Genomic DNA, 17,678 nt, shown 5'->3' on the forward strand with positions numbered 1-17,678 from the left:
CTCTCAATCCTGATTTTTGAAAAAAATTATTTCTTATAAGTCTTACTCACTTTAAAGAGAAAATGCATTTCCAGGGGGAATTAATTCATGATTGTAGCTGAACGGCGTAAGTTCATCAAAGAATTATTAATCAAGAATAAAAGTGTAAAAGTTTCTGACTTAGTAGAATTACTACATGTGTCTGAAGAGACTATTCGACGTGATTTACTTCAGCTTGAAAAAGACGGGATAGCAGAAAAAAACTACGGGGGAGCGATGCTTATTGAAGACGCTTCAAATTTACCTGTAATTCTTCCTGTTGGTGAAAGAAAGCTGCAATATTCACGGGAAAAGGATTTAATTGGGAAAGTAGCCGCACAATTAGTCAAAGATGGGCAAACCATTATTTTAGATGCTGGTTCTACTACTTGGTATGTGGCGAAAAACTTGCCTGACAATACGAACTTAACAGTAATTACAAATGCCATGAATATTGCTGAAGAATGCAGTAATGATGAGACAGCCTCCATTTATTTATTAGGGGGGAAACTCCGTAGAAAAACGATGAGTCTTATAGGGCCTCAAGTTGAAACGGAGTTAAAAAAATACAGCGCTGATTTTGTCTTTTTAGGGACATCAGGAATTTCTTTAAGGCAAGGGTTTACAAGCTCAGATTTATATGAGGCAGAGATAAAAAGGGGAATGGTTACGGCTGGACAAAAAATTGTTGTGGTGGCAGATCATAGCAAACTTGAGAAAGCTGGTTTAACCACTTTTTGTAAATTTGAAGAGACAGATATTTTTATTACAAGTGATTTAACTGATAAAACACTGATCAAGGAAATTGAAAAAAAAGGTGTTGAAGTCATTATTGCACCTGTATCAAAAGAGACATTAGCATAATTTTTTAAACACAAGCAATAGGAGTTGATTTCTTCGTGCTGAGTTATTGGAAGAGGCAGGATGTATCCCAAAAGTTTAGCACGCTTTCTCTATTGAGAAGGGAAGTGAGGAGAACAAACAGGTTGTTTGTTTTTCCCCCTGACTTCTATGAAATTAACATTCTATAAAAACAAACTGGCATAAGGGAGGTTGTTTCAATGGTAAATGTTGCGTTGTTAAGTAAGTGGCATGTCCATGCTGATGATTATGCACGTCAAGCTAATCAAAATAAGCACCTGCAGATCAAATTAGTTTGGGATGAAAATGCCGAGCGCGGTAAAGAATGGGCAAAAAAACTGGCGGTCCCGTTTGAACAAGATTTAATGAAGGTGTTAACCAATCCTGAAATTGATGCCGTTATAATAGATTCGCCAACAAATCTTCATAAAGAGATTATCATTCTAGCTGCTGAAAATAAAAAACATATATTCACAGAAAAAGTGCTTGCTTTTACCGTAGAAGATTGTAATGAGATTTATGAAACTGTGGAAAAAAACAAGGTAAAGTTGATGGTTTCACTTCCTCGCTTAACAGAAAATTATTATTTATATGCCGAACAGGTCCTGGATGAAGGTTTATTAGGGAAGTTAACTTATATTCGTTGCCGTTTAGCACATAATGGTGCGGTCGCTTTCGAGGGAAATCCCAATGGATGGCTACCTAAGCACTTTTTTAATAAAGAAGAGTGTGGAGGCGGCGCATTTATTGACCTTGGAGCACATCCGATTTATTTAACCAATCGACTGGCCGGAACTGTAGATGCTGTGACAGCGAGGTTACAGAAGAGATTTGGGTATGAAGTCGATGATAATTCCGTTGCAATTATAGAATATGAAAACGGTGTTTTAGGAACGATTGAAACAGGTTTCCTTTCAGGCGGCAGCCCATTCCAGCTTGAACTATATGGTACAGACGGCACTTTATTAATAGAAGATTCTAAGATTCGTATAAAAAGTAAGCGGTTAAATGAAGGGTGGAATATTCCTGAAGCATTGCCGGAAGGACTTCCGATACCGATGGAACAATGGGTAAACTCCATCATTGAAGGGACAGAACCAACAATTACAGAAACTGATGCTCAAGGGTTAACATTAATTAATCAGGCTGCGTTAATATCACACAAACTAGGCAGAAGAGTTGAAATTGCTGAACTAATGAGTTAAACAAAAGGTTAAAAATAAGGATGATGAATATGGGGAAAACATTGAAAATAGGGATTATCGGGGCAGGCGGTATAGCTAGAGATGCACATCTACCCAACTATGTGAAATGCGGGGATAAAGTTGAAATTGTAGCAGTAAGTGATGTTGTCAAAGAAAAGGCAGAACAGTTATCACTGGATTTTAACATTCCTCATGCTTTTTCAAGCTATGAAGAGATGTTGAAAAAAATTGAAATTGATGCCGTAAGCATTTGTACTCCTAATAAATTCCACTATCCAGCTACAATAGCTGCATTAAATGCAGGTTGCCATGTTTTATGTGAGAAACCGCCTGCCATGACAGCAAAAGAGGCAGAGGAAATGGCAATGGCGGCTGAAAAGGCAGGTAAAATCTTAACATATGGCTTCCATTACCGACATGCACCACAAGTAGAAGTGTTAAAACGATTCATTGATGGTGGAGAACTTGGGTCCATTTATGCTGCACGTGTAACGGCAATGCGACGTCGGGGAATTCCAGGCTGGGGTGTGTTTACAAACAAAGAGCTACAGGGAGGAGGACCTTTAATTGATATCGGTGTACATATGTTGGATACAGCTTTATTTTTGATGGGCTATCCAGAACCAGATACGGTTTTGGGTGTTACCTACCAGAAGCTGGGGACTAAAAAGGGAGTCGGTCTCATGGGATCATGGGATTGGGAAAACTTCTCTGTCGAAGATATGGCTCGCGGAATGGTAACGTTTAAAAATGGAGCATCCATTCTATTGGAATCGGCATTTGCGGCCAACATTGAAAAGGCCGATGAAATGAATGTGACATTAATGGGGGACAAAGGCGGTGCAGATGTTTTTCCGCTAAAAATCTACCAGGAAAAGCATGAGACATTAATTGATATTACTCCAACACATTTACCAAAGAGAAATTATCATGAATTAGAGCTTAAGAGATTTGTTGATGCCTGTATTGATGAAACAACTCCACTAAGTACACCTGAACAAGGCGTCTATCTCCAACAAATTATTAATGGACTTTATGAGTCTGCACTTAAAGGTGAAGCAGTCAAATTAAGTAAAAGTGTACCTTTTTAATAAAGCAGTTCAAATCCAGTCTAACAATACATTAAATATCTTAAAATATTAATTTCGGAGGCAGTTGTCAAATGCCAAACTCAATACCCAGGCCGGAATACCCGAGACCAGACTTCGCACGTAATGAATGGATAAACCTTAACGGGCAATGGAATTTTGATTTTGATGATAACAACATAGGGCTAAAAGAAGAATGGTATGTGAATCATAATTATTCGTATCAAATTACAGTTCCGTACGCCTTTCAAACAAAATTAAGCGGAATTGATACAATGGAGTTTCATGATGTTGTTTGGTATGAAAGAACATTTACTGTTCCGGAAAAATGGCAAGGGAAGCAAATTCACCTAAATTTTGGGGCTGTCGATTACCGTGCAACTGTCTGGATTAATGGAATGTATGTAACGTCCCATGAAGGAGGTCATACATCGTTTTATGCCAATATTACAGATGCTTTAAGAAACGGATTAAATAAGGTGGCAGTAAGGGTTGAAGATTTATCGACAGACCTGGAACAGCCCCGTGGAAAACAGTTCTGGGAAGAGGAATCAAAAGGAATTTTTTATACCCGAACAACAGGTATTTGGCAAACAGTTTGGCTAGAACCAGTGAATCATTCCTTCATTGAAAGAGTAAAACTAACGCCATATATTGATTCTGGTGAAGTGACGATTGAATATCTCGTTCAAAATAGGACGGATAACCAAGAAATAGGAATAGAAGTCTCTTATCAAGGTCAAATCGTTGCTCAAGAATGTCTAAAAGTGGATCTTGTTCAACGTAAGAATAAACATGCTGTTAGGTTAAAAGATTTCGAGGACGGGGAAGGGAAGCTATGGAGCCCTGAACAGCCGCATCTTTATAATGTTAAATTTTACTTAAAAGCTGAAAATGAAATTTTAGACAAAGCAGACAGTTATTTCGGAATGAGAAAAATATCCATTAATGATGGAAAAATTGAACTAAATAATAAGCCGTATTATATGAAGCTCGTCTTGGATCAAGGTTATTATCCGAATAGTCTATTAACTGCCCCGACAGATGAAGATATCGAGAGAGATATCAATTTAACAAAAGAAATGGGCTTTAATGGGGTGAGAAAACACCAAAAAGTGGAGGAGCCGCGTTATCTATACTGGGCAGACCACTTAGGACTTCTTGTCTGGGGTGAAATGGCAAACAGCCATACATTTACAGACAAGTCTGTCAAACGGATTTCTGCTGAATGGCATGAAGCAGTAGAACGCGATTATAATCATCCTTCCATTGTTGCGTGGGTGCCTATAAATGAAAGCTGGGGAGCTCCCCGCTTAAAGAGAGACCCCCGCCAGGCAAGCCATTTATTAAGTATGTACTATTTAACAAAATCATTGGATTCGTCACGATTAGTCATTTCAAATGACGGATGGGAACACGCCGTTTCAGATATAATGACCATCCATGACTATGAAGGTGAAAAGAAAGTTCTAAAAGAGCGGTACTCAAAGGTTGAGAATACCTTGCAGTTTACTCCTGCCGACCGTTTTTTATATGTCCCTGGCTTTCATTATCAAGGTGAACCTATTATTATTTCGGAGTTTGGCGGCATTGCTTATCAGAAAAGTGATTGGCAAGGGTGGGGCTATACTTCAGCCTCTAACGATGATGATTTTATTGAAAGATATTATAATGTCGTTTCAAGTCTGCTCGAATCGCCGCTTGTTCAGGGATTTTGTTATACCCAAATTACAGATGTCGAACAAGAAATAAATGGTCTATTAACATATGACAGGAAGCCAAAGGTTGACCTAAACCTTATTCGCGAAATAAATGAAGGAAAAAAGCCTTTTAAATTGTCGGAAAAATCACTTAATTAAGGAGTGTTATGGTTGTATTTTACAGTTGAAAAGATTGAGAAATATATAGGCGAAATGAAGAATTACATTTACAAAGAAATAAAAGATATCCCTGCCTTTCGCTATAAGGAGTGGGAATTCGGCAATGAAGACAAAGAAGCGTTTAAGCCTGATTATGATGACCAAAACTGGGAACGGTTTCAGATAGGGGATTATTGGGGCGGATATGATAAATCAGCCTGGTTCCGGACAACCGTTTCAATCCCAAAGGAATGGAAGAATGAACGCCTGGTCCTTCACTTTTTAGTAGGTCCGCGGGATGGCGGCGGTTCCACTGCCGAATCCTTGTTGTATGTAAACGGTATTTCATTACAAGGAATAGATGTATGGCATGAGGAGGCATGGCTGCCGCCAGAGTTACTGCAGCATGATGAGATTCACATTGCGATAAAAGCCTGGAGTGGTGTTTTAAATCCGCCTGACCGTCGTAGATTTAAAGTGGCAAGGCTTGCGTGTGTGGATGTTCCAACAGAGAAGTTTTTCTATCTCGTCCATACATTAGTAAATACAGTGAAGGTTCTGGAGGAAAATGACCTAAGACGCACAAGGATGCTTCAACTATTAAATGAAGCAATGTTAATGGTTGATTTCATTAAGCCAGGTTCAGATTTCTTCTATCAATCTATTCAACAAGCCTATGAGTTTCTGAAAACAAAAGTAGACCAAATGGGTGAAATGGAAGAATTAAAACCGTTGGTCACTGCTTTAGGGCATTCACATATCGATATGGCTTGGTTATGGCGCTTAGTTCATTCCCGGGAAAAAGCTTCAAGGACCTTTTCAACTGTATTGCATTTAATGCGCCAATACCCGGAATACAGATATATCCATACTTCTCCCCAATTGTATAAATTCTTAAAAGAGGATTATCCCGAAATCTTTGCCAAGGTGAAAGAAAAGATATCTTCAGGTGAATGGGAAATCACAGGGGGAATGTGGATTGAGCCTGATACAAACATTCCCAATGGAGAGTCATTGATTCGGCAAATCCAGTTTGGCAAACGATTTATGAAAGAAGAGTTTGGTGTTGAGACAAAGGTTGTATGGCTTCCAGATGTATTTGGTTATTCATGGGCATTACCTCAAATTATGAAGAAGAGTGGCATTGATGCTTTTATGACGACCAAGATCAGCTGGAATCAATATAATCGATTCCCATTTGATTCATTTAATTGGCGCGGAATTGATGGAACGGAAATATTCACCCACTTTATTACGACACCAGAAGTCGGGGCACGGGCCTATACGTACAATGGAATGGTGGAACCGGCCAGTGTGAAAGGAATTTGGGATGCTTATCAGCAGAAGGAAGTAAATGATGAGTTACTACTTGCCTTTGGGTGGGGGGATGGCGGTGGCGGTCCTACAAAAGAAATGATCGAATCCGCCATGGTTATGAAAAACTTGCCCGGACTGCCAAAAGTTCAGATGGACAAAGCGGAACCATATTTTGAACGATTAAAAGACCGTGTAAAAGAAAAGGATTTACCCGTTTGGGACGGGGAATTATATCTTGAGTATCACCGGGGGACATATACCTCGCAGGCAGCTTTAAAAAGAGCGAACCGTAAAGCAGAAATTACCTATCATAATGCTGAATGGGTAAGTGTATTATCGGATTATTTTACAAATAAAGAAAATTACCCACATGAAACCTTAAATGAGGGCTGGGAAATGCTGCTCCTGAATCAATTCCATGATATTTTGCCGGGGTCGTCTATCCGTCAGGTAAATGAGGATGCACGAAATGATTATCGGGCAGTGCAAGCGATTGGAGAAAGCGTTCTAAAAGAAGCAAAAGGTTCGTTTGAACAAAATATTAAAACCGAGCAGGACAGTATAGTTGTCCATAATACTCTTTCCTTTGAGCGCGATAGTTTAATAGAATTACCTGTTTCCCCTGCTTTACCTGAAACGACAACCATTTTAGATGAGGATGGCAACAAATTGCCGGCTCAAATAATTCAGGATGGACAAGATAAAAAGCTGTTAATCCAAACGAAAAATGTACCACCGCTAGGATATAAAACATTTAAACTAGTTAATCGCTCGACTGAAAAATTTGGAATAGTCGTGAAAAAAGATTATTTAGAAAACGACTTTTACCAAATTCGCTTAAATGAAAAAGGTCAGATCATCTCCTTGTTTGATAAACGATTAGAAAGAGAAGTTCTCGCCGACGGGGCCAGGGGGAATGTTCTGCAGACCTTTGAAGATAAGCCAATGAATTTTGATGCATGGGATATTGATCTTTATTACCAAGAAAAAATGCGGGAGATTGATCGTTTGATAGAAGTGCAGGTCCATGAGGAAGGTCCAGTCCGCGGAAGCCTAAAATTGATTTGGGAATTTTATGATTCTACCATTACACAATATATAACCATCTATACACATTCACCAAGAATTGATTTCCGCACTCAAGTGAACTGGCAGGAAAAACAAACATTATTAAAGGCTGCCTTTCCTGTTAACGTCCGATCTATAAAAGCAACCTATGATATACAGTTCGGAAATATCGAGCGCCCGACTCATTGGAATACAAGCTGGGATCATGCACGGTTTGAAGTGGTCGGACATAAATGGGTTGATCTTTCCGAAGGGAATTTTGGTGTCAGTTTGTTAAATGACTGTAAATATGGTCACGATGTTAAAGATAATGTTTTACGTTTAACACTCATTAAATCATCAATCGAGCCCGACGAAACAGCTGACCGCGGGATTCATGTATTTACTTATAGCTTGGTCCCTCATAAAGGAGATTGGCGTGAGGGCAATATTGTGAAAGAGGCCTATGATTTGAATGTTCCATTATTAGCAGCTGAACTTAAGGCCAATCCGAGCGGAAATTTACCAAATGACTTTCAATTTGCAGAAATTGATCGTGATAATGTTTTGTTGGAAACCGTGAAAAAAGCGGAAGACGATGATTCTATTGTGGTGCGTTTCTATGAATATATGCAATTTAGAAATAAAACAAATGTTTCCTTCGCAAAACCAATCAGAAAGGCAGTCGAATGCAATCTAATGGAGGAGGAAGAAAAGCCGGCGGATTATCAAGGTAAAACCCTCTCTTTCTCAGTTTCTCCATATGAAATTAAGACATTTAAAGTTTGGTTTTAAACATAAGCATAATGGCACTATAAAATTTTTTATGGTGCCATTTCTTAAATAAAGGGGTTGTTAGGATGGATGAAAATCTTTTATGGTCAATTGGTTCTCCGTTAGGCCGTTCTAAACAATTAATAGACAATTATAAGCAGCCTAGTCTTTTCTACAACCATGTATTCAAAGTAAACAAAGAAACAGATGGACAAAGATGGCCACTGTTCCATCCGAGTGAGGCCGATCCGGATGCTGGTTACCGCCTATATCCATATACAGTTAAATTCCATTTGAATGAAGAACCAAGCACGAGTTACAAATTAAAAATTGACTATCTTGTCATAGCCCCACGCCTGGCTTATCTTGAAGTTGCTATAAATGGGGTGAAAGGTAATGGGTATTTACGCCCAAAACCATCAGAAAAAGGTGAAATCACTCTTCATTCAGGCCTACATACGACGATTTACTCGGAAGGTGAATTGGAGATCATTATTCCGAAGCAGCTACTTGTTAGAGGTGAAAATTCACTTGTTTTGACAAGCCGTGATGGAGGAGTATTTATCCTCGTTGATAATCTGGAAAAGGTGAAGCGACTTGACCGGATGGCAAATGGTGCTGGTTTTATCTATCAATCTATTACATTTTCAAAACTTGATGAAGAGCTAAAAACACCCATTAGAAAAGTGGATATCAAACCATCGGTACTTTATAAAAAAACAAGCAGTCGAGAACTGGTAGAAATATGTCATTTCTATCTTGAATTAAATCAACCTATTCAAGAAACGGAATTGACATTAAAACTTCACTTTATAAATAAGATAGAAACCCTTAACATTTGCATTCCAAAACAAAGCTTCGGTCATTTTTTTACCTACTTTCATCTAAGTGATGGAGATGACATCGTTAATTATGAGTTAACAGGTAAAAATTTTTACCAAACCGGCAGGCTTAAGCGGAGGCGTAAATGGAAGGTATATATCACCCCTCATTCCCATACAGATATCGGCTATACACATCGCCAGTGGGAAGTGGCTGAAAGGCTATGCAGAAATATTGACACTGCACTGGAATTTTTAAAAAAAGAAGAAAAGGCCACAATGGATATTCCCACATTTGCCTATCACCTTGATGCATCCTGGGTGCTGGAAACTTATTTGGCTACCAGAAGCAAAGATAGAATTGACGAATTGCACAGATTTATTAAAGCAGGCCGGCTAGGGGTCCCGCACTCTTATGTAGACCTGTTAACCCAGTTTGCCTCTTTGGAGGAACTAATCCGTAACGGAGAGTACTCCGAATCACTGTTAAGGCCAAAAGAACAAAGAGCAAGCTTTAACACTATAGTGGATGTTCCTTCCCTTTCAGGGTCGTTGCCCGCTATTTATGAGGGATCAGGAGTCAAGTATTTAGTTCATGCCAATAATCAAGACCGTGGGCCTTTCAGGTTAAATGGGGGGCTTCATAAGATTTCTCCTTTTTATTGGGAGGGAGTGAATGGAGGCAAGGTTCTTGTTTGGCTTTCGAAAATGTACTGTGAGCTTCGAAAGGTTTGTGGCAGCCCTCCCATTAACAGCGCGGCTGAACGGGGGCTGGAAATGTGGCTGGATGAGTACGAAAACGATGACTATAAACCAGATGCCGTTTTGCTATATGGTCAAGAAGCTGATAATACGGATTTAGACCCACAGCCGATAGAGTTTACAAGAACTTGGAATGAAACCTATGCCTATCCAGCATTAATTGCCTGTGAAGTTAACACATTCTTTGAATATGTTGAATCCAATTTTGGAGATTCATTTGAAACAGTTAAAGGGGATGGAGGGGCCTATTGGGAGGATGGTGTAGGTTCAACGATTGTTCCAGCTGTACAAATCAGACAGGCACAAGCAATGCTGCCAGCAGCAGAGAAACTCGAGTCACTAGCAGTTATTCATAATGAAGGCTGGGAATTTCCACAACAACAATTTGAACAAGCTTGGCGGGCTAACCTCCAATTTGTCGAACATACATGGGGGGCCTTTTTAAGCGGGACAGATCCCGATGCCTTGTTGCAGCAAGACCAGTGGGCAATCAAAGAGCATTTCGCAAAAGACGGTTCACAGTGGGCTAAACGCCTCCTTCATACGGCCGCGGTAAGACATAGTTTAAATTGGAAAAATAACGGCCGGGAAATTGTTGTTTACAATGCACATAGCTGGCCAGTAAGCGGTGAGATTATCGTTGAAATTGCTAAAAATGAACAGTTGATTGATTCAGAAACCGAAGAAGTTATTCCAATCCGCTTAATCAGTACATTCAACTCACAGGCCATAGTTTCATCTTGGATTGGGAACGTTCCCAGATTAGGTTATCGCCGGATTGAATTAAAGGAAGCAGATATAGACAATGAAGAAATAGTTGTAAAAAAGAATGTAATGGGAGAAGAAAAATCAAACAATACCGTTGCTTTAGAAAATGACTTTTACCGGTTGGTAATAGACTTAGAAAAAGGCTGCCTGACAAGCGCATTTGATAAAGTGTTGCAAAAAGAATTAATCGATTTAGAAGACAAATGGGGCTTTGGACAATTCCTTTATGCAAAAGGAGGCGAAGGAACCCGTCTTGTTGGAAACCAAATGGATTTATTACAAGGAAACGCCGTCATTCTTTCTGATTTTTCAATACAAAAATATGAGACTCATTCCTTTGACTATGGGAAATCCATAAAAATGGAGGGAAAGGTACCTTTTGGAACGATAGAGATTGAGTGGAAATTGCTAGATAAAATAAAAAGCTTTGATGTTTCCTTTGTTTATCAAAAAGAAGAACGTTTGGAAAAAGAGGCAGTTTATGTGGCGTTTCCTTTATCCATCCGCCAAGCTGAAACCATGTCGGATTCACAGCTCGGATGGGTAAATTGGGATAAAGATCAATTGCCGGGAGGGTGTAAGGAATGGCTTCCACTTCAAACCGGGATTCTGGTAGATGGGAAGGATATCGATGTATATATTGCCTCACCCGATATACCGCTATTCTGTATAGGCGATATTGTAAAGGGGAATTGGCCAAAAGAATTACCTTTATCCGGAAGCCGCATATTCTCTTACGTCCTGAATAATTATTGGAATACAAACTATAGTGCCTCACAGGGAGGGGAAATTTCGTTTCATTATAGCTTTACAAGTCAGTCCAAAATTAAAAAAGAGGATGCTTATCGATGGGGATGGGAAAAACGTCAGCCTTTATACGGACATCGGATAAGCTTTCAGGATTTTAGAACTCCAAAATCCCCCTATCATCAACATGGTCAAAATACATTAGCGTCTATTGATGGTGAAAAGGTGGCTTTAATTACGATTAAAAAGGCAAGATGGAAAGACGGCTGGCTAGTAAGGCTTCAAGAAATTTCTGGTGAAAATCAAATCACAAAAATTTCATTACCAGGGAAGAACATTACAGAGGCATGGAAGATGGACTTACTTGAAAAAGATATCCATCCGCTGGAAGTGAATCCTGATGGATCCATTAATGTTGAAGTACCTGCATGGGGGCTGTTCACAGCACGAATCCTCGTTAAAAAAAACCTAGAATTCTAGGTTTAGTGTTTTCTTGAAAAAGAGTTTTGGCAGAATGGAGGTTTTAATATGCTAGGTGCAATTGAAGCTGGAGGAACAAAATTTGTTTGTGCGGTTGGAGACGAATTTGGGAACATCACCGATGTTATTCAGATTCCAACCACCATACCTGATGAAACAATGCCTGAGGTCATTAACTTTTTTTAAAAATATCCTTTAGATGCAATCGGAATTGGGTCGTTTGGTCCAATTGACGTAAATAAGGAAAAAGTTCACGGGAAATTGCTCCAAGGCCTTTCCCATCCTGAGATGGGGCATATTCTTTTAAGTCGTCACCCAAATGATAAATACAAAGGAAGCTGTCCGTACCATCATGATTGTTTGGAGGGATTGGCGGCTGGACCGGGCATTGAGGAACGCTGGGGAGAAAAAGGAGTAAATCTTGTAGAGCGAGAAGAAGTTTGGGATTTAGAAGGATATTATATTGCGCAAGCTCTTATGCAATATATTTTGATTCTTTTCCCAAAAAAAAGCGTCCTTGGCGGCGGTGTCATGAATCAAAGATGTAACAGGGGATGCAGCATTTTCAATAGATGATAAATATTTGTTAGTAACTGTAATTAAGGGAAAAGGTTCTCTTGTTTACAATGACGAGAAATATTCTTTACAAAAAGGAAATCATTTAATCATCCCTGTTGGACTAAGAAAGTTTAATATAAATGGTTCTTGCCAATTAATTATTTCACACTAATAAAAAATCAGAATATTTAGTGTAATATCTAAAAAACTGCAAAGAAGTGTTGTGTAAGAATGAAATTGGAATTACGGCAAATTAAGTATGTCACTGTCAGCTTGTTAGAAAAGTATTTTACTGGTGAATCAATTGAATACAAGAAAATATTTGAAATTATTATTCCAATATTCGTAGATCAGACCTTTTTAATCCTTATGAGTTTATTAAATACGGCAATGATAAGTTCAGCAGGGGTTGCGGCGGTCAGTGCAGTGAGTATGGTGGATTCGTTAAATATTTTCTTGGCCAATGTATTTATCGCGGTAGCGACAGGCGGTACCGTAATTGTTGCACAATATAAAGGTAATGGGAATGCAGCGATGGTGTCCAGAACAGCCACACAGGCCATAACAGCTGCTACCATTTTTTCAGTAATAACAAGTGTAATTGTTATTATTTTCTATACACCAATCTTAAACATCCTTTTCGGTAAAGCGGAAGCAGAGGTATTTTATAATGCCAAAATATACCTCATCGGTAGTTGCCTTTCTTATCCACTGATCGCCATTTTTCAAGCTGTAAACGGATCTTTAAGAGGAGTTGGAAATACGAAACCGTGTTTGAAGTTATCTCTGTTATTCAATTTAACTAATACAATATTAAATGTTGTGCTTATTTCAATTTTTAATTTGGGTGTGGAAGGGCTTGTGATTTCCACTATTGTGGCCAGAATTTTAGGAACGGCTACTTCGTTAATTTATATTGTAAGGTTCAATGAGTCGATCCATTTTCGATTAAAAAATGGATTGCGAATCGACTACTTGATTTTAAAAAAGATCATGTTTATTGGTCTCCCGTTTGCTGCTGAACAAATCTTTTTTAATGGCGGTAAGCTGCTGACGCAAACTTTTATAGTCGACCTCGGAACTCTGGCGTTAACAGCATTTGCAATTGCTAATTCCCTTGCCATGTTATTTCAAATAGGACCGAATGCCCTTGGCATTTCGAGTGTAACGGTGGTTGGTCAGTGCATAGGACGAAGGAATATACAGGACGCAAGGAAGTTTACTCAATCGCTGCTTGGTTTTTCCACCATCCTTTTTATAATTGCTGCGGCCGTATTATTGCCTTTGTTTCCCTTATTAATCAAAATGTACAACCCGCCAGATGAAATTATTCAAACCATCTTTACTATGATATTAATTTCCGCCATTGCTCAGCCCATTGTGTGGTCACAAAGCTTTATAATGCCATCAGCATTACGGGCAGCGGGGGATTCAAACTTTACTTCGATTGCATCGTTGCTTTCGATGTGGCTGATAAGGGTAGTTCTTGGTTATATTTTAGGAATAACTTTAGGTTTTGGTATTATCGGTGTTTGGGTGGCCATGATCGTGGAATGGGGTACCAGAGGAATCATCTTTGTCTGGCGGTTCAAAGGGAAAAAATGGTATGCTCATAAACTTGTCTAGTCACTTATAAATGCCAAATGCCTTAAAGAAGGGGTGTGATAATTCATTTACAAATCTCTTGAGAAACTATTACTGACAATGGACCTATTCTACTTTTGTCCATACATATATGGGGTGTGAAGGTAATAATATTTATTTATGTTTAAAGCAAGGCACGGGAGGAGGAAGCGGATTGTGCAAAGTTTGCGTTGGGTTTGGGTGTACATCAGGAACTTTCGCATAAGATTATTCAGCGGTCTTTTTCTTGCAATAGCAGTTTCGGTATTAAACATGCTAAACCCATATTTTGCAGGTAAAATCGTCGATAAAGTTATTTATGGTCATCAGAATGATTTGTTATGGACTTTTTTGGGATCTATGATTGGGATAACCGTGTTTAAAACAGTAATCCGATATAATTACCAATTAATGTTTGAAAGGATTTCCCAAAGTGTCATCTTTAAAATAAGAGAACAGCTGTATAATCGGCTTCACCAGTTAGATTTTAGTTTTTTCGACCGGACTAAAACAGGGGATATTATGGCTCGAATGACTGGGGATTTGGAAGCGGTAAGGCATTTTACGGCATTCGTGATTTATATGATCTTCGAAAATCTAGCCATTCTATTGTTTGCAATTGGGTTTATGTTTTATATTAATCCTCTATTAGCATTGACTATGCTGGCAATTACACCATTTATCGGATACTTTGCAACTCGCTTATCATTTACTGTTAAACCCACTTTTGCGGACATTAGGTGGCAGTTTGCAAGGTTAAATTCAGTAGTCCAGGAAAATATTAGTGGAACCCGGGTTGTAAAGGCCTTTGCAAAGGAAGACTACGAAATCAAAAAGTTTTCGAGAGAAAATCTGGCATTTAAGGAGAAGAATCTTGCCTCAGCAAGAGTCTGGGAAAGGTATTTGCCTGTTCTTGATTCACTGGCAGGGGTTTTAACGATTTTGATGATTTTAGTCGGAGGAAGTATGGTCATTAATGGATCGCTTACAATGGGTGAATTAGTCACATTTAATTCATTGATATGGGCATTAAACAACCCAATGCGAGTGGCTGGATGGTTAATTAATGATGTCCAAAGATTTATCGCTTCCGCAGAAAAAGTTGAGGATTTGTTAAATACAAAACCGGAGATTGTTAGTCAAGCAAAAACATTCAATGTTAAATCCATCAAAGGTATTGTGGAATTCAATCATGTTTCCTTTAATTATGGTGATGAACTGGTTTTAAACGATATCAGTTTTAAAGTGATGCCTGGACAAACGGTGGGCATCATCGGACCTACTGGTGCAGGCAAATCAACTTTAGTAAATCTCCTAAGCAGGTTTTATGATGCGACCAACGGAGAAGTTAGAGTCGATGGGGTTAATGTAAAGGATTGGGATGTCCTGAAATTGAGAGACAGTATGGCAATGGTTATGCAGGATGTATTTCTTTTTTCAGATACAATAGAAGGAAATATTGCCTATGGGAACCCAAATGCCTCCTTGGTAGACGTTAAATCTGCAGCCAAAATGGCAGATGCCCATGACTTTATTACCAAACTTCTAGAAGGGTACGACACCATTATTGGGGAACGGGGGGTAGGTCTTTCTGGAGGCCAAAGACAAAGGATTGCATTAGCACGGGCGATTCTAAAAGATCCATCCATCCTGATTCTGGATGATACCACCTCAGCCGTAGATATGGAAACAGAGCAACGGATCCAACGAACATTAAAGTCTATTCTGAAGGATAAAACCTGTTTTATTGTTGCCCATCGAATCTCTTCTATAAAAGAAGCAGATTTAATACTTGTCATGGAAAATGGCTCCATCATCGAAAGAGGTAATCATAAAGAACTCCTCGAGAAAAAAGGATATTATTATAAAGTGTTTCGAAACCAAAATGAGAATTTTGATGTTCAGCACGAAGATGAGGATGTGATTTATCTCAATGGCACGCAATAAATTCGACGTGGATGAGGAATTGGAGTCACCATTTAGTTTTATTCATCTTAAACGGTTGTTTGCGTATTTAAAACCTTACAGAATGAAAATTCTGTTAACGGTATTTATCATGCTGGCCGCCAGTGGGGCCAATTTAATCGGGCCTTATTTGATTAAAAAAGCGATTGATGAGGAAATTCCCGGCAAGGATGTTGGAGGCTTATTGGTCCTAGCAGTGATTTACTTAGTTGCTATTGTCTTTACCGGACTTTGTATGAAATATAAAATTAGAATGATGTCACAGATAGGGCAGAGTGTTATCCTCCATATAAGAAAAGATTTGTTTACTCATTTGCAGAAGCTGTCTTTTTCATTTTACGACAGCAGGCCGCATGGGAAAATATTAGTGAGAGTCGTAAACTATGTAAACTCTTTAAGTGATTTATTATCAAATGGATTAATCAATTTGATTACCGACCTTTTCAGTCTTATCGTGATAATAGGCTTTATGTTAGCCATTGACATAAAGTTAACGCTTATGGCAATGTGTGGTTTTCCAATCCTCGCAGTAGTCATCCTTCTTATTAAAAATGCCCAACGGAAGGCATGGCAAACCTTAAGTAATAAGCAATCCAATATGAATGCATATATTCATGAAAGTATCAATGGCATCAAAGTAACGCAAGCATTTACAAGAGAAGAAGAAAATAAACGAATTTTTGGTGAAGTATCCGAAAGCTATCAAACTTCATGGATGAAGGCAGTACGAATCCAATTCCTGTTATGGCCTTCGATTGAAAATATTTCAGTTTTAACGACTTCCTTCATTTATATTGTCGGTATATCCCAAATTGGTGAAAGGGTAACAGTTGGGGCTTTAGTCGCTTTTGTGGGATATATTGGGATGTTTTGGGCACCAATCGCGAATATTGGGAATTTTTATAATGCAATAATTAATGCGACAGCCTATTTGGAAAGAATATTTGAAATGATGGATGAACAACCGATAGTAAAGAATCGCCCAAATGCTGTGGATCTTCCCCTAATTAAAGGAAAAGTAGAATTTAATAATGTTATTTTTGGATATGAAGCGGGAGAGAAAATCCTTGAAAATATTAACCTTTGCGTCAATCCTGGTGAATCCATTGCACTTGTTGGGGCAACAGGATCAGGAAAGACGACGATTGTCAGTTTGATCAGCCGTTTTTATGAAGTAAGCAGCGGGCGAATTGAAATCGATGGGATTGATATTAACACGGTCACTATTCCATCCCTTCGAAAGCAAATTGGCGTTATGCTTCAAGATTCTTTTATTTTCTCTGGTACGATAATGGATAATATCCGTTATGGAAGGCTTAATGCCACAGATAAAGAAGTAATAGAAGCGGCGAAAGCTGTTCAAGCGCATCAGTTTATTATAGGGATGGCAAATGGGTACCAAACTGAGGTCAACGAAAGAGGTACAAGGCTTTCCACTGGACAGAGACAGCTTATTTCATTTGCCCGGGCACTCTTAGCCGATCCCAAAATTTTAATCTTAGATGAAGCTACATCATCGATTGATACAGAAACCGAGCTTGCGTTGCAAAGGGGACTAGAGATTTTACTTGCTGGCAGAACATCCTTTATTATTGCCCATCGACTATCCACTATTCAAAATGCAACCCGGATACTTGTAATCGATAAAGGCAAAATTATAGAGGAAGGAACTCATAAAGAATTAATGTGTCGAAAAAGTTACTATTGGAAGTTGCATCAATCCCAGCATAAATCATTAGAAGTGATATAAACAGAAAGAGAGCACTGATTTCACTCAGTGCTCTT

10 protein-coding genes and 1 pseudogene are annotated in these 17,678 nt (G+C 38.8%); all 11 read left to right on the forward strand.

The genetic code is table 11. From position 1 onward, the window contains the following. The first annotated feature begins 87 nt into the window (after positions 1-87). Complete coding sequence (locus ABES02_RS12165; RefSeq protein WP_430134790.1) at positions 88-882, forward strand: DeoR/GlpR family DNA-binding transcription regulator; 795 nt, start codon at positions 88-90, stop codon at positions 880-882. A gap of 197 nt (positions 883-1,079) precedes the next feature. Beyond that, positions 1,080-2,084 (forward strand): Gfo/Idh/MocA family protein, encoded by a 1,005-nt coding sequence (locus ABES02_RS12170; RefSeq protein ID WP_430134792.1) that lies wholly within the window; start codon positions 1,080-1,082, stop codon positions 2,082-2,084. A gap of 29 nt (positions 2,085-2,113) precedes the next feature. After that, positions 2,114-3,175, forward strand: coding sequence for a Gfo/Idh/MocA family protein (locus tag ABES02_RS12175; protein ID WP_430134795.1), 1,062 nt, complete (start codon positions 2,114-2,116; stop codon positions 3,173-3,175). 71 nt (positions 3,176-3,246) lie between these two features. Then, the gene (locus tag ABES02_RS12180; RefSeq protein WP_430134798.1) at positions 3,247-5,031 is read left to right on the forward strand and encodes a glycoside hydrolase family 2 protein; all 1,785 of its coding nucleotides are present in this window, start codon (positions 3,247-3,249) and stop codon (positions 5,029-5,031) included. A 12-nt stretch (positions 5,032-5,043) separates the two neighbouring features. Next, positions 5,044-8,190, forward strand: coding sequence for a glycoside hydrolase family 38 C-terminal domain-containing protein (locus ABES02_RS12185; protein ID WP_430134801.1), 3,147 nt, complete (start codon positions 5,044-5,046; stop codon positions 8,188-8,190). Positions 8,191-8,255: 65 nt separating this feature from the next. Further along, a complete protein-coding gene (locus tag ABES02_RS12190; RefSeq protein ID WP_430134804.1) occupies positions 8,256-11,747 on the forward strand; it encodes a glycosyl hydrolase-related protein in 3,492 nt (1,163 codons plus the stop codon). A 48-nt stretch (positions 11,748-11,795) separates the two neighbouring features. Continuing rightward, positions 11,796-12,287: pseudogene (locus tag ABES02_RS12195) on the forward strand (ROK family protein); the annotation flags it as partial. A 43-nt stretch (positions 12,288-12,330) separates the two neighbouring features. Then, on the forward strand, positions 12,331-12,477 hold the full coding sequence (locus tag ABES02_RS12200) for a hypothetical protein (protein ID WP_430134807.1): 147 nt from the start codon (positions 12,331-12,333) through the stop codon (positions 12,475-12,477). A gap of 59 nt (positions 12,478-12,536) precedes the next feature. Continuing rightward, entirely contained in the window at positions 12,537-13,931 is a 1,395-nt protein-coding gene (locus ABES02_RS12205; protein ID WP_430134811.1) for an MATE family efflux transporter, read from the forward strand. A gap of 174 nt (positions 13,932-14,105) precedes the next feature. Continuing rightward, positions 14,106-15,875, forward strand: a complete 1,770-nt coding sequence (locus ABES02_RS12210) for an ABC transporter ATP-binding protein (RefSeq protein ID WP_430134814.1) — start codon at positions 14,106-14,108, stop codon at positions 15,873-15,875. Beyond that, positions 15,862-17,643: an ABC transporter ATP-binding protein gene (locus tag ABES02_RS12215; RefSeq protein WP_430134817.1), complete on the forward strand. Its 1,782-nt coding sequence runs from the start codon at positions 15,862-15,864 to the stop codon at positions 17,641-17,643. Before ABES02_RS12210 ends, ABES02_RS12215 begins: the two co-directional genes overlap by 14 nt. Positions 17,644-17,678: the final 35 nt, after the last annotated feature.

The organism is Neobacillus pocheonensis, from assembly GCF_050477905.1.
Classification (GTDB): Bacteria; Bacillota; Bacilli; order Bacillales; family Cytobacillaceae; genus Neobacillus; species Neobacillus pocheonensis_A.

Excerpts from the sequence above, each read along its gene's own strand:
- ABES02_RS12165 (WP_430134790.1), top strand. The coding sequence starts at position 88 with ATGATTGTAGCTGAACGGCGTAAGTTCATCAAAGAATTATTAATCAAG.
- ABES02_RS12170 (WP_430134792.1), top strand. The coding sequence starts at position 1,080 with ATGGTAAATGTTGCGTTGTTAAGTAAGTGGCATGTCCATGCTGATGAT.
- ABES02_RS12175 (WP_430134795.1), top strand. The coding sequence starts at position 2,114 with ATGGGGAAAACATTGAAAATAGGGATTATCGGGGCAGGCGGTATAGCT.
- ABES02_RS12180 (WP_430134798.1), top strand. The coding sequence starts at position 3,247 with ATGCCAAACTCAATACCCAGGCCGGAATACCCGAGACCAGACTTCGCA.
- ABES02_RS12190 (WP_430134804.1), top strand. The coding sequence starts at position 8,256 with ATGGATGAAAATCTTTTATGGTCAATTGGTTCTCCGTTAGGCCGTTCT.
- ABES02_RS12205 (WP_430134811.1), top strand. The coding sequence starts at position 12,537 with ATGAAATTGGAATTACGGCAAATTAAGTATGTCACTGTCAGCTTGTTA.
- ABES02_RS12215 (WP_430134817.1), top strand. The coding sequence starts at position 15,862 with ATGGCACGCAATAAATTCGACGTGGATGAGGAATTGGAGTCACCATTT.